The 14,356-nt window shown below is 39.1% G+C and carries 13 protein-coding genes and 1 other annotated feature; of the genes, 12 read left to right on the plus strand and 1 reads right to left on the minus strand.

Annotated elements, in window-relative coordinates:
* Positions 1-13 precede the first annotated feature (13 nt).
* The 6 genes from hemC (at position 14) to ysxE (ending at position 6,437) form a co-directional block, all read left to right on the plus strand.
* Entirely contained in the window at positions 14-946 is a 933-nt protein-coding gene (gene hemC, locus ACH0CI_RS01085; RefSeq protein ID WP_335388159.1) for a hydroxymethylbilane synthase, read from the plus strand.
* The gene (locus ACH0CI_RS01090) at positions 946-1,719 is read left to right on the plus strand and encodes a uroporphyrinogen-III synthase (RefSeq protein WP_335388161.1); all 774 of its coding nucleotides are present in this window, start codon (positions 946-948) and stop codon (positions 1,717-1,719) included. Before hemC ends, ACH0CI_RS01090 begins: the two co-directional genes overlap by 1 nt.
* A gap of 17 nt (positions 1,720-1,736) precedes the next feature.
* Positions 1,737-2,717 (plus strand): porphobilinogen synthase, encoded by a 981-nt coding sequence (gene hemB, locus ACH0CI_RS01095; protein WP_014458109.1) that lies wholly within the window; start codon positions 1,737-1,739, stop codon positions 2,715-2,717.
* A 16-nt stretch (positions 2,718-2,733) separates the two neighbouring features.
* Positions 2,734-4,023, plus strand: a complete 1,290-nt coding sequence (gene hemL, locus ACH0CI_RS01100) for a glutamate-1-semialdehyde 2,1-aminomutase (RefSeq protein ID WP_335388163.1) — start codon at positions 2,734-2,736, stop codon at positions 4,021-4,023.
* Positions 4,024-4,170: 147 nt separating this feature from the next.
* Complete coding sequence (gene spoVID, locus ACH0CI_RS01105; RefSeq protein WP_406900784.1) at positions 4,171-5,310, plus strand: stage VI sporulation protein D; 1,140 nt, start codon at positions 4,171-4,173, stop codon at positions 5,308-5,310.
* Between the two features lie 77 nt (positions 5,311-5,387).
* Entirely contained in the window at positions 5,388-6,437 is a 1,050-nt protein-coding gene (gene ysxE, locus ACH0CI_RS01110; RefSeq protein WP_406900785.1) for a spore coat protein YsxE, read from the plus strand.
* 11 nt (positions 6,438-6,448) lie between these two features.
* Here the strand turns inward: ysxE and ACH0CI_RS01115 are convergent, their stop codons facing one another.
* On the minus strand, positions 6,449-6,646 hold the full coding sequence (locus tag ACH0CI_RS01115) for a hypothetical protein (RefSeq protein WP_013059354.1): 198 nt from the start codon (positions 6,644-6,646) through the stop codon (positions 6,449-6,451).
* Between the two features lie 230 nt (positions 6,647-6,876).
* Positions 6,877-7,121, plus strand: a binding site (T-box leader).
* An 82-nt stretch (positions 7,122-7,203) separates the two neighbouring features.
* On the opposite strand from ACH0CI_RS01115, the gene ACH0CI_RS01120 reads away from it, so the two are divergent.
* The 6 genes from ACH0CI_RS01120 to ACH0CI_RS01145 all read left to right on the plus strand — a co-directional run bounded on the left by ACH0CI_RS01120 (position 7,204) and on the right by ACH0CI_RS01145 (position 14,288).
* Complete coding sequence (locus tag ACH0CI_RS01120) at positions 7,204-9,846, plus strand: valine--tRNA ligase (RefSeq protein WP_406900786.1); 2,643 nt, start codon at positions 7,204-7,206, stop codon at positions 9,844-9,846.
* 96 nt (positions 9,847-9,942) lie between these two features.
* Positions 9,943-11,241 (plus strand): bifunctional folylpolyglutamate synthase/dihydrofolate synthase, encoded by a 1,299-nt coding sequence (locus tag ACH0CI_RS01125; RefSeq protein WP_406900787.1) that lies wholly within the window; start codon positions 9,943-9,945, stop codon positions 11,239-11,241.
* 156 nt (positions 11,242-11,397) lie between these two features.
* The gene (locus tag ACH0CI_RS01130) at positions 11,398-11,955 is read left to right on the plus strand and encodes a DUF420 domain-containing protein (RefSeq protein WP_028411723.1); all 558 of its coding nucleotides are present in this window, start codon (positions 11,398-11,400) and stop codon (positions 11,953-11,955) included.
* A gap of 185 nt (positions 11,956-12,140) precedes the next feature.
* Positions 12,141-12,335, plus strand: a complete 195-nt coding sequence (locus ACH0CI_RS01135) for an ATP synthase subunit B family protein (RefSeq protein ID WP_406900788.1) — start codon at positions 12,141-12,143, stop codon at positions 12,333-12,335.
* On the plus strand, positions 12,332-13,087 hold the full coding sequence (locus ACH0CI_RS01140; protein WP_034265545.1) for a prepilin peptidase: 756 nt from the start codon (positions 12,332-12,334) through the stop codon (positions 13,085-13,087). The genes ACH0CI_RS01135 and ACH0CI_RS01140 overlap by 4 nt, the downstream gene beginning before the upstream one ends.
* Before the next feature lie 118 nt (positions 13,088-13,205).
* Positions 13,206-14,288 (plus strand): SPOR domain-containing protein, encoded by a 1,083-nt coding sequence (locus ACH0CI_RS01145; RefSeq protein WP_367076845.1) that lies wholly within the window; start codon positions 13,206-13,208, stop codon positions 14,286-14,288.
* The last annotated feature ends 68 nt before the right edge of the window (positions 14,289-14,356 follow it).

The raw sequence follows: 14,356 nt of genomic DNA on the forward strand, positions 1-14,356 counted from the left end.
TTAGGAGGACAACATGCGAAAAATTATTGTCGGCTCTCGTCGAAGCAAACTTGCGTTAACACAGACCAAGTGGGTCATTGAACAGTTAAAAAAACAAGGTCTTCCTTTTGAGTTTGAAATTAAAGAAATGGTAACAAAAGGGGACAAAATTTTAAATGTAACGCTGTCCAAAGTAGGCGGTAAAGGTCTTTTTGTAAAAGAAATTGAACAAGCCATGTTAGATAAAGAAATTGATATGGCCGTTCATAGTATGAAAGATATGCCGGCTGTTTTGCCAGAAGGATTAACGATTGGATGTATTCCTTTACGAGAAGATCACCGTGATGCGCTTATTTCAAAAAATGGTGAGCGATTTGAGGAGCTGCCAAGCGGTGCTGTGATTGGGACAAGCAGCTTGCGTCGAGGGGCACAGCTTCTATCTATGCGTTCAGATATCGAAATTAAATGGATTCGAGGAAATATCGATACACGCCTAGAGAAATTAAAAAATGAAGATTACGATGCGATTATCTTGGCCGCTGCAGGACTATCTCGTATGGGCTGGTCGAGAGATACGGTCACTCAGTACCTAGAGCCGGAAATAAGTGTTCCTGCTGTAGGACAAGGAGCTTTAGCTATCGAATGCCGAGAAAATGACGATGAATTATTATCTCTTCTTCAAACTCTAAATCATGATGAAACGGCTCGTGCTGTTAGAGCTGAACGCGTATTTTTAAAAGAGATGGAAGGCGGATGCCAAGTGCCGATTGCGGGATATGGGCGTATAGTAGACGGTGGAAATATTGAGCTAACGTCGCTAGTCGCATCTCCTGATGGCAAAACGATTTATAAAGAGCACATTACGGGAAAAGACCCCGTTGCTATCGGTTCAGAAGCTGCTACTCGCTTAACATCTCAAGGAGCTAAGCTTTTAATTGACCGCGTAAAAGAGGAGCTGGACAAATAATGAGTCATGAGGCTCCTCTTTTTTTGAAAAAAGTTTTGATTACAAGAGAAGCGAAGCAGGCTTATTCATTTGCAGCACAGATTAAAAAGCTTGGAGGCATACCTTTAAGCTTACCAGTCCTCACGTTTGCACGTTCTAACAATGAAAAAGAAGTGGAAGATGTCCTGCTGTCGATTGACTGTTTTGATTGGATTGTTTTTACAAGTCAAAACGGCATTTCTTTTTTCTTTGAATGGCTAAAAGAGTTAAATATCAGCTGGAGTGCTTTAAAAAGATTAAAAGTGGCTGCGGTTGGAGAAAAAACCGCAAAATTGCTGGAAAAATACGATGTTAACGTGCAACTTGTTCCAAAAGAATACGTTGCCGAATCACTTCTTGAGTCGTTAAAAGCAAATGTGTTACATCACGAGCGAGTTCTCCTTGTACGAGGACAATTAGCCCGCTCTGTTTTAAAAGATGGGTTAAAAGAGTGTGAGGTAACGGATTTAGTTGTATATCAGACCATTCGAAATCAAGGCTCTGAACGCTTGGTTAAGCAACATTTAGAAACAGGAATTGATGCCATTACTTTTACAAGTTCTTCTACAGTGAGATTTTTTGTCGAGTCAGTTAAAGATATTCCGAATTGGCTTGAGCTTATAAATGAAACCAAAGTTGTTTGCATCGGTCCTATTACGAGTCAGACAGCGAGCGAATATGGAATTAAGCATCTTGTTCCTAACACATACACAATAAATGGTATGATAAATATGTTGGTTAGTTGTTTTGAATAATAAAGGAGGATTTTAACATGAAAGATTTACAATTTACACGTCATCGTCGTCTTCGTAATTCTGTAAATATGCGTGCGCTTGTACGTGAAACACATTTACATCCGGAAGACTTTATATATCCTATTTTTATTGTAGAAGGTGAACAAAAAAGAAATGCTGTAAAATCAATGCCAGGTGTGGATCAAATTTCTTTAGACTACTTGAATGATGAAATCCAAGAGTTAGTCGATTTAGGAATCAAGTCAGCTATGGTATTTGGTGTTCCCGCTGAAAAAGATGCGGTCGGCTCACAGGCATACCATGACCACGGAATTGTCCAAAAAGGTATTCGTCAAATTAAAGAAAATTTTCCAGATTTTGTTGTTATCGCAGATACATGCTTGTGTCAATACACAGATCATGGCCACTGTGGTGTAATTGAAGACGGAAAAATCTTAAACGATCCTAGCCTTGACTTATTAGCGCGTACAGCGGTAAGTCAAGCTAAAGCAGGAGCGGATATTATTGCGCCTTCAAACATGATGGACGGTTTCGTGGCAGCTATTCGCCACGGTCTAGACGAAGCTGGATTTGAAGATGTGCCGGTGATGTCTTATGCTGTTAAATATGCATCTGCTTTTTACGGACCATTCCGTGATGCAGCGCATTCTTCTCCTCAATTTGGAGACCGTAAAACATATCAAATGGACCCAGCTAATCGCTTAGAGGCACTTCGAGAAGCGGAATCTGATGTCGAAGAAGGAGCAGATTTCTTAATTGTAAAACCAGCTCTATCATATTTAGATATTATGCGCGATGTGAAAAATACGTTTAATTTACCTGTAGTGGCTTATAATGTGAGCGGTGAATATTCAATGATTAAAGCGGCAGCTCAAAACGGCTGGGTAAATGAAAAAGAGATTGTTCTTGAAAAATTAATTAGCATGAAGCGTGCAGGAGCGGATTTAATTGTAACGTATCATGCTAAAGACGCAGCACGCTGGTTATCTGACAAGTAATTAAGGAGGCTTACACATGAGAAGTTATGAAAAGTCAAAAGCAGCTTTTTTAGAAGCGCAGCAACTAATGCCGGGTGGAGTAAACAGTCCTGTTCGTGCATTTAAATCAGTAGATATGGATCCTATTTTTATGGAACGAGGAAAAGGCGCTACGATTTACGATATTGACGGCAACAAATATATTGACTACGTCTTATCATGGGGACCTTTAATTCACGGACATTCCAACGATCAAGTAGTTGAAGCAGTAAAAAAAGTAACGGAATCTGGTACAAGCTTTGGTGCACCAACATTAATTGAAAATGAGCTCGCTAAAGTTGTGATTGAGCGCGTTCCTTCAATCGAAATCGTCCGTATGGTGAGTTCAGGTACGGAAGCAACGATGAGCGCACTGCGTTTAGCGCGTGGCTATACGGGCCGCAACAAAATTTTAAAATTTGAAGGCTGTTACCATGGACACGGTGACTCTCTTCTCATTAAAGCGGGCTCAGGCGTTGCAACGTTAGGCCTACCAGATAGCCCGGGAGTGCCTGAAGGAATCGCTAAAAACACGATTACAGTGCCGTACAATGATTTAGAAAGCGTACAATATGCTTTTAAAGAATTCGGAGATGACATTGCCGGAGTAATCGTTGAACCGGTAGCAGGAAATATGGGTGTGGTACCACCTCAGCCCGGTTTCTTACAAGGGCTTCGTGATATCACATCAGAATATGGCTCACTGCTCATTTTTGATGAAGTAATGACAGGGTTCCGCGTAGCGTACAACTGTGCACAGGGCTACTACAACATTACGCCTGACTTAACTTGCTTAGGAAAAGTAATCGGTGGTGGTTTACCAGTAGGTGCTTACGGTGGTAAAGCTGAAATTATGGAGCGAGTTGCACCAAGCGGCCCGATTTATCAAGCAGGTACATTATCAGGTAATCCGCTTGCGATGACAGCTGGATACGAGACATTAACACAGCTGACACCTCAATCCTACGATGAGTTCATTCGTAAAGCAGATCGCTTAGAAGAAGGATTGATGGCAGTAGCTGAAAAATATGATGTGCCGTTTACCGTAAACCGAGCTGGTTCAATGATCGGTTTCTTCTTCACAAACGAACAGGTCATAAATTACGAAACAGCGAAAACATCGAATTTAGATTATTTTGCAGCTTACTATCGTGAAATGGCTAATGAAGGCGTGTTTTTACCTCCTTCTCAATTCGAAGGAATGTTTTTATCAACTTCTCATACAGATGCAGACATTGAACATACAATTGCAGCAGCTGAAAAAGCTTTTTCAAAGTTGCGTGGATAAACAGCTAAATAGAAATAACTTTTATAAAGAAGCTTACGGAGGATTCCGTAAGCTTTTTTAGTTTTCAAGACATATTTTAATTTATTTGTTCATACATCTTTAATGACCGCGCTATTACCTGGCGGGTGTTGGAAGGGGGAGAACAATTTGTCGCAGGATAATTTATCATGTCTGCGTTTTTCCGTAGAAGAATCAGTATGGTTTCAAAAAGGACAGGAAGTCTCACAACTTTTGTCTATCTCCTTAGAGCCTCAAGTATCTATTCAAGAATATGACCAATATGTGTCTATTCGAGGAGCATTACAATTAACAGGTGAATACGAAACGTACGAGGGAGAGCACTCGTTACGCGAATATACAAATGAGAATCAAGTGCAATCTATCTCTGTCCGTGAAGACGGAACGGCTGAATTATCACATCAATTTCCTGTTGATATTACCATTCCTAAAAATCGTATTCAAAGTATTGAAGATGTATATGTATCTATTGATTTATTTGATTATGAATTACCAGGCACAAATCAGCTGCAGCTAATGGCTGACTTGTCCATCACAGGATTGTACGGGGAACAGCATGAAGAACAAGAACGAGAAGAAGAGGAAGAGTTTGCGGAAGAACAGCACATCGTCTCCTATGAAGAAGCAGACGATGCTGAAGAGGTATATACTGAAAACGTTGCTCAAGAAGAAGAGGAACAAGAGGAGCAAGAGTTTGACGTAAGCTATCGTGAAGCTCCCGCACTTTTAGAGGCAGAGGCTATTGAAGAAGATCATTCAGAAGAGCCTCCTAGTTATTTTTCATCTGTATTTAAAAAAGAATCTCGTGCTGAGCCGGTCGTGGAATATGAAGAGGAAGCATATGAACCATTTGAAGTCGAAGTGAAAAAAGAGGCACCAATCGAGGAAGAAAGAGAAGACAACGTGATTGAGCTCTTTCAGCTTCGTCAAGAGCAAGAAAGCTTCGAAGAATCGCAAGCTAGTGAATTAAATACGTATGCTGACATTCAACAAGAGGCTGAGCAAGAAAAGGAAAAGATTATTGTTGAATTTCGGAAAGAAGAAAATGAAAGCGGCCGAAATGAAAATGCCCTTTATTTAACAAAGCTCTTTTCTCGGGAAGAAGAAGCTTTTTCAACGTGGAAGCTTTGTATTGTTCAAGACGGAGATTCGCTTGATACGATAGCAAACCGCTATAATACGAATGTACAAAACATTTTACGAGTGAATAATTTAGGAGATGAATATGAGCTGGAAGAAGGAAGCATCTTAAATATTCCCGTTCGTTAAAGTCGGAAAGAAAACAGTTTTGACGCATATAATGTCTTAACTGTTTTCTTTATTTTTTACGAGGAAGGAGAATATAGATGCAGCGGACAGTAGCAGACTACAAAGTATTGTTAAAAGAATATGACTTAGATGTTGACTTTATCGAAGACTACGGAAAAGTAAAAAAAGTCTATACAAAAACTGGCGTATTTGCGCTTAAAGAAATGGCGAATCATCAAGAGCGAAATCAGAACTTCATTCAAAAGCTGCAGAACGTGTATCAAAAAGGGTGGATGGGCTTTGTCCCTATTTATCAAACGAAGCGTTCTCAGCCCATTGTTTCAGATGAAGGCGGCTCGTATTACTTAATGCCGTGGCTCCCAAATAACCCAACCGAAGAGCGTGATATTCGATATCATAAATTATTTCAAGAGCTTGCTAAGCTTCACGGTGCTTCGGCGCAGGAAGTAGAAGTAAAAAAAGAAGATATAGAAAATCATTATACATCGATGAAAGAAACGTGGGAAAAACGTCAGGAAGAGCTGAAGCAGTACGTAGTAGAATGCGAGAAGAAAGTGTATATGTCCCCGTTTGAATTGCATTACTGTACATTTTATTATGAAATGACAAGAGCGCTTGAGTTTGGTTTTGGAAAGCTCGATCAGTGGAACGATGAAATGGAAGAAAAGGAAAAGATCCGGCTGGTTACGTCTCATGGAAAGCTATCGGCTAAACATTTTATCTATGACGAACGGGGAAATGGTTTTTTTATTAACTTTGAACATGCAAAAGATGCTTCACCGATTTATGATTTGGTCTCATTTTATTTCCGTACTCTTCGCACGTACCCAGTAACTACCTATGACAGCTATGAGTGGTTTAGTACGTATGAAAAACATTTTGCTCTCAGAGAAGAGGAAAGACTGCTTTTGCACAGTTATTTAGCGTTTCCAGAACCCTTGTATCAGTGTATCGTTCAATATAGGCAGCATAAAGAAAGTAAAACGGAGCTTGAACATATGCAGTCATTTATTCGAGCATACTGGCTGACGAAAAACATTGAACAGCTCAATATTAAAATATTTGAAGTAGATCAGCAAAAAAAAATGGCAGCGGAAGCAGCTGCACAAGCCCAAGCGAACGAATAGCGCTTGGGTTTTTAAATCCAGTCCGAATATAAAGCAACCGCTAGTATGGCAAGAAGTGCCAACAACAGTACATCAAAGGTTGTGGGGAAGAATAGTGTACGTATACCTTGAAAAATTGTTAAAGGAACAATAAACTGTCCACAAGCCGCTCCTGCTGTTTTGAGCCACCGCTGCAGCTGATACGAATTTACATTTATTCGTTTCTTCATTTGTACATGCCCCTTTCAATCCACGTGCCCAGGTTAAAGTAAGTATATGAAAAAAGAAAGAAATGGTGCCATTTTTTTGAGCGGACTTTTCATTTTATTTCCAAAATTAGCGAGTGAATGAAAAAATAAAGAGCAGAACAAAAAAATTATGAATATAATCATAAAAAAATGGAGAAGATTATTGACGATTCAACATTTTTTCATATAGTATAATTAAGAGAAATTCATACATAAATACAGTGAATAGGAAGAGTACGGGATGTTCGTCTTTCAGAGAGAGAAATCAGCTGCTGTGAGATTTCTTAAGAATGTGCACTCGGAATGTCGCCTGTGAGTAGCTTTTTTGAACAGCTGCATAGCTCAGTAGAAAAAGCCGGTTAATCAACCGTTATGAAATGAAGTGTATAGGCTTATCAAACGGGATACGTCTATAAAAAAAGGTGGTACCGCGAAATCAACTCCTTTCGTCCTTTTATTAGGAAAGGAGTTTTTTTATGTTTATAAAAGGTTTACACAGTTTCTAAAGACTGAAACTTTATATTATGGAGGTATACATTATGTCTGAAAAAGAAGTGACTCTTCCAACGAAGTATGATCCAAAAACCGTTGAAGAAAATCGTTATCAGTATTGGTTAGACGGGAAGTTTTTTGAAGCAACAAATGACCCTGAAAAAGAGCCATATACAATTGTAATTCCACCCCCAAACGTAACGGGCAAGCTGCATTTAGGCCACGCTTGGGATACAACGTTACAAGATATTTTAACGCGTATGAAGCGCATGCAAGGCTATGACGTTCTATGGCTTCCCGGCATGGACCATGCGGGGATTGCAACGCAGGCAAAAGTAGAAGAAAAGCTTCGCAGCGAAGGGAAAAGCCGCTACGATTTAGGCCGCGAAAACTTTGTAGCTGAAACGTGGAAATGGAAAGAAGAATATGCAAGCTTTATTCGCCAGCAGTGGTCGAAGCTAGGACTTGGCTTGGACTATTCACGCGAGCGCTTCACGCTTGATGAAGGTCTTTCTAAAGCAGTGCGCGAAGTATTCGTAACGCTTTACAAAAAAGGGTTAATCTATCGCGGAGAATATATTATTAACTGGGATCCAGCTACAAAAACAGCTCTTTCAGACATCGAGGTTATTTACAAAGATGTACAAGGTGCGTTTTATCATATGCGCTATCCGTTGGCAGATGGTTCTGGACATATTGAAATCGCAACAACTCGTCCTGAAACAATGCTAGGAGATACGGCTGTAGCTGTTCACCCTGAAGATGATCGCTATAAGCACTTAATCGGCAAAAAGGTTGTCCTTCCGATTGTAGGTCGTGAAATTCCAATCGTAGGCGATGATTATGTAGATATGGAATTCGGTTCTGGTGCGGTAAAAATTACGCCTGCTCATGACCCGAACGATTTTGAAATTGGAAACCGTCATAATTTAGAGCGTATTTTAGTGATGAATCAAGACGGCACGATGAATGACAAAGCAGGTAAATATGAAGGAATGGATCGTTTTGCTTGCCGTAAGCAAATTGTTAAAGACCTTCAAGAAGACGGCGTATTGTTCAACATTGAAGACCACATGCATTCAGTAGGTCACAGTGAACGAAGCGGTGCCGTTGTTGAACCTTATTTATCAACTCAGTGGTTTGTAAAAATGCAGCCGTTAGCAGATAAAGCAGTAGATCTTCAAAAACAAGAAGAAAAAGTAAACTTTGTGCCTGATCGTTTTGAAAAGACATACTTACACTGGATGGAAAATATTCGCGACTGGTGTATTTCGCGTCAGCTTTGGTGGGGACATCGCATTCCAGCTTGGTATCATAAAGAAACTGGAGAAGTATACGTAGATCATGAGGCTCCAGCAGATATCGAAAACTGGGAACAGGATTCAGATGTATTAGACACATGGTTCAGTTCAGCGCTATGGCCGTTCTCAACAATGGGCTGGCCGGATGTGGATGCAGCTGATTTCAAACGCTACTACCCAACAAATGTGCTTGTAACGGGCTACGACATTATTTTCTTCTGGGTATCTCGTATGATTTTCCAAGGTCTTGAATTTACGGGTAAACGTCCGTTTGACGATGTACTTATTCACGGTCTTGTACGAGATGCTGAAGGTCGTAAGATGAGTAAATCACTTGGTAACGGCGTAGATCCAATGGAAGTAATCGAGAAATACGGTGCAGATTCTCTTCGCTATTTCTTATCTACAGGAAGCTCACCGGGACAAGATTTACGCTTCAGCTTTGAAAAAGTCGAAGCGACGTGGAACTTTGCAAATAAAATTTGGAATGCTTCTCGTTTTGCATTAATGAACATGGACGGCATCACATTTGAAGAGCTTGATTTATCAGGCGAAAAGTCAGTTGCGGATAAATGGATTTTAACGCGCTTAAATGAAACGATTGAGCACGTAACAAAATTAGCTGACAAATATGAATTTGGTGAAGTTGGACGCATTCTTTATAACTTTATTTGGGATGACTTCTGCGATTGGTACATTGAAATGGCTAAACTTCCTCTTTACGGAGAAGATGAAGCAGCTAAAAAGACCACTCGCTCAATTTTAGCTTATGTACTTGATAACACAATGCGACTTTTACATCCATTCATGCCGTTTATTACTGAAGAAATTTGGCAAAGCTTGCCGCATGAAGGTGAATCAATTACAGTAGCTAAATGGCCGGAAGTACGCGCTGAGCTTTCGGATAAAGAAGCTGCTAACGATATGCGTTTACTTGTAGATATTATCCGTGCTGTTCGTAACATTCGTGCTGAAGTGAACACGCCGATGAGCAAACAAGTAAAATTATTTATTAAAGCTAAAGATGAAAATATTCAAAGTCAGCTTGAAAAGAATCGTGCGTATGTAGAACGTTTCTGTAATCCAAGTGAGCTTGTGATTTCAACCGATGTTTCATTAGATGAAAAAGCGATGACTGCTGTTGTAACAGGCGCAGAATTAATTTTACCTCTTGAAGGTTTAATTAATATCGAAGAAGAAATCGCCCGTTTAGAAAAAGAATACGATAAGTTAAACAAAGAAGTAGAACGTGTACAAAAGAAATTAAACAACCAAGGCTTTATTGCAAAAGCGCCTGCTAAAGTAGTAGAAGAAGAGCGTGCAAAAGAGCAAGATTACGTTGAAAAACGTGAAGCTGTTCAGTCTCGTATTGCTGAATTACGCGGATAATCAATGGGTTAATAAACTAACAGAAAAAGCGTGGCTTGTATAGCGACGCTTTTTCTTTACATAATAATAGCGATGGAAAAGAAAGGTGAATAAAAGATGATAACGACATATGAAGAAGCGCTTGATTGGATTCATAACAGACTTCGCTTTGGAATCAAGCCGGGGTTAGAACGAATGGAATGGATGCTAGAGCAGCTTGATTTTCCGCAGCAAAATATAAATGCTATTCACGTTGCTGGGACGAATGGTAAAGGTTCTACTGTTTCGTATTTGCGAAATATGTTAGAAGAAGCAGGGTATAAAGTTGGAACGTTTACTTCCCCTTATATCGAAACATTTAATGAGCGGATTAGCGTGAATGGACAGCCTATTTCAAATGAAGCAATGACCGCTCTTGTTCAGGAAGTAAAGCCTGTAGTGGAGCGACTAGAACATACGGACTTAGGGTCAGCAACGGAATTTGAAGTGATTACAATCATGGCTTTTCTTTATTTCGGCTATCATGATTCAGTTGACTATGTTGTGTTTGAAACAGGTCTTGGGGGACGATATGATTCAACAAACGTTGTGAATCCTATGGTGAGTATTATTACAAACATTGGATTTGATCACATGGCGATACTAGGTGATACGGTAGAAGAAATTGCAGCAGAAAAAGCGGGGATTATTAAAAAAGAAGTCCCTATTATTACTGGTGCAGAGCAAGTAAAGGCGCTTGACGTCATTACAGAAGAGGCAAATTTGAAGCAGGCTTCGTTATTTGTGTTAGGAAAAGAATTTAAAATTGAAAACTATGGGCCCTTAGCAAATGGAGAAGGCTTTACGTTAAAAACGCCGTATGGTACATTTGAACACTTGCAATTAAATATGCTTGGCTATCATCAAGTTAAAAATGCAGCTTTGGCTGTGATGGCCGTTTGTTATTTAAAAGAAAAGAAAAAGCTTTCTATCTCCAATGAGCAAATGATAAAAGGGATTCAGCATACAAAGTGGAACGGCCGCTTTGAGATAGTAAATGAGCATCCTTTAACGATTATTGACGGGGCTCATAATGCAGAAGGCATTGATAGCTTGTTATCTACTTTACGCCTTCATTATGAAGATCGAAACATTCATTTAATCTTCAGCTGCTTAAATGATAAAAGCGCTGATCGAATGGTCCAAGAACTTGAAACAATCGCTGCAAGCATTACATTTACGTCGTTTGACTTTCCTCGTGCTCGCGCAGCTGGGGAGCTTTATGAGATGAGTACTCATCATAATAAGCATATGGACGAGGAGTGGAAAAAAGCAATTGCTTACGTAAAGGAAAAGGCGACAGGTGAACAAGACATGGTCGTGATTACAGGGTCTCTGTATTTTATATCAGAAGTGCGGGCCTTTCTTCTCAAATGAGCAGAAGCAGCAAGTGAACTCTTGCTGCTTTTAACATAATATAAGAAAGGGATACAAATAATAAGGAAGCACTAAGTTCAAAGTATTGTCACTTTCACCCCCTAGGTAAGTGATATATAATAAACATGTACATCACTAAATAAGGAGATTGTTAACATGAGTAAGAATAATGAAAAAATTGTACCGAAAAGTAATAAAAACTTTACCGGTATTATTCTTACCTTTTCAGTGATAGCGAATGTTATTATCTTACTGCTATTCTTTTCGAATATTGGCTATCAAGGAAAAGTAAGTTTTGATTTGACTATCTTTCCACGGTTAAATGCTATTTTGAATAGTTTTACGTTTATTTTTTTAGTGGCAGCGTTGATTTCAATCTTTAGAAAAAACATCAATGCTCATAGAGGGTTTATCTTAGCGGCATTCACTTCTACACTGCTCTTTTTAGTTTCATATTTAACGTTCCACTATATCTCAACCGAAACAGCTACGTTTGGTGGAGAAGGAATTGTTCGTCCCATTTACTTCTTTATTTTGATCACACACAGTTTCTTAGCAGCGATTATCGTTCCGCTGGCACTGTTTGCACTTGTGTGGGGCTGGACAATGCAAGTTGAAAAACATAAAAAAATTGTGCGATGGACAATGCCAATCTGGCTTTATGTAAGCCTTACAGGTGTAATTGTCTACTTATTTATGGCTCCTTACTATTAAAAAACGTCTGCTTTTGCAGACGTTTTTTTATGCTGTTTTTGTTTTTTAGTGGTATAATCCTTATTACCTATAAAAGGTGTGTTTTAAGGAAGGAGGCATACAGAATATGACTTTTATGGGTATTAAGATTCAGTTTATTAATGAAGGAGCTGTTTGATACTAATCAATAAAAGAGAGGTGTGGAAATGGATAAACTGTCAAAAGAGAATAAAGGACTTTCTCTCACGCAAGTGATCATACTGGTTATCGTAATAGGTCTTTTATCAGCTTTTCTCATACCGTTTATTGGCAGCTATTTAAAAGGAAAAGATACATTGCCCCATTCAAAAGAAAATCTACAGTTAGTATTCTATACCCCTGAAATGGAAGGAGTCGTATGAGTATAATTTACCTTTATCTATTCGTTTCAGGTATCACTCTAGGTTCATTTTACAACGTAGCAGGCCTTAGAATTCCTCAGGGAAAATCTATTTTATCTCCAAGATCTCATTGTCCACACTGTTTATACGTTCTTTCTCCACAACAGTTAATCCCCGTAGTCTCCTACATTAAAAATGCAGGAAAATGTAGTATGTGTCGCAAAAAAATCTCCTTCATCTACCCGTTCGTAGAATTTTCGACAGGAAGTTTATTTGTATATGCTTTTTTAAAATTGAATATGACGTTAGAACTGATTGTCATATTAACTTTTGTTTCTTTTTTAACAATTATCGTTGTCTCAGATATAGCCTATATGATTGTCCCAAATAAGGTGCTGCTTTTCTTTTTGCCTATCTTTCTTCTTGAGCGTCTTTTCATTCCATTAACTTCGTGGAGTGATTCTTTAATGGGAGGAGGAATCGCATTTTTTCTCCTCTTTCTAATCGCATTTCTCAGCAGAGGAGGCCTTGGAGAAGGAGATATTAAATTGTATGGTTTGATTGGTATTGTGCTTGGAGTAAAGCTTGTTTTGCTATCACTTTTTTTAGCTATATTAATAGGCGGAACCGTTAGTATAGGAGCATTATTAATGAAAAAGGCAAAGGTAGGTGTACCAATTCCTTTCGTTCCTTTTATTTTTATAGGGACAATCGCTGCTTATTTTCATGGAAACGAATTGATAGATTGGTATGTTAGCAACTATTTTTATTGAGCTTCAAGTCTTCGACAAAGTTAAAATTTCTGTAACTAAATAGCGAAAACCTTTTGTAACAAGACGACAAATGTCTTGTTATTTTTTTTTTCTTCTATGATAGCATGGAAAAAAGTGTATGTTTTATGTCGGTTTACCTCAGCTTACAACCGGTACTAAGACTACGTTAACTAAAGGCGGTGGGGCAGTGGACAAGCAGGAACGAAAAATTTCAATTAAAATCAATGGTCAATCTAAGGATGAGAAGGAAGAACAAGCGCCGGAAAAAGACGAATTTACGTGGGTTCTTCCGGAACCGGCATCCAAAGATTCTCATGTGGAAGAAAATAAAGTGGTGTTTATTGAAGATGTAAGGAATGAAAAGAAGAAAAAGCCGCGATTACACCCTAAAAATGTTTCGATTAAAACAGTAAACGGCGGTGTGATCAAACGAACGGCTGTGATTGTATTACTAGCAGTCGGAATAGGCAGCGGCATTGGTATGGTTGGTGTGAAAATGATGACAGGAAGCGAACAGCCTGTAGGAAAAGCACAAACAAGTGAGCGAGCGAAAGAAGAAAAAGCTGCTCAAACAGCGTCTGCCACTGAAAGTGTTGGTAAAGCTGAAAAGAAAAGCGAACAGGAATCGAAGGATACGTCAGCTGCTGCTTCTACTTTAGACCCTTTTTCCTTTTACATTGTGCAAGCAGGTGCTTTTTCATCAAAAACTGCTGCAAATAAAGCAATGGATAAATGGAAAGAAGAGAACGAAGCAGGCGAGATTTTTTCACCTAAAACCTATTCTCTTGTCGTTGGTGCTGCCACTGGAGAAGAAAAAGCAAAGGCACTTAGTAAAACGTATAAACAACAAGGTAAAGATGTATATGTAAAGTCTTATGAAATTAAGCCCACCAGCGAATTAGGGAAAAAAGATCAAACGGTTATAACAACGGCGCAGCCGTTTATGGCTAATCTCTTAGATCAATCTGTTAAAGCGATTGAGGGAGAGCGGGTGGCCGATATCAAATCTTTGAAAAAAGAGCTGACAAAAGTTCAGAAAGAAGCGTCAAATGAAGACATTAAAACCATGGTGAGCACCCTTCAAAAGGCTGCGGCTTCTCTTTCTTCATATGAAGACAATAAAAGCAGTAAAGACGCTTGGCTTGCTCAGCGATACGTGTTAAAAGCTCTTCAGCAGTATGAAAGCCTTGTAACGTCTTAACAGGTGAGGTAGTGTAATGCTGCCTCACTTGTTTATTGTCATTTAGAGATGAAATTGCTAAAATAACG

Origin of the sequence: Priestia sp. 179-F W1.4 NHS (assembly GCF_045369295.1) — a bacterium.
GTDB classification, from domain to species: Bacteria; Bacillota; Bacilli; order Bacillales; family Bacillaceae_H; genus Priestia; species Priestia zanthoxyli.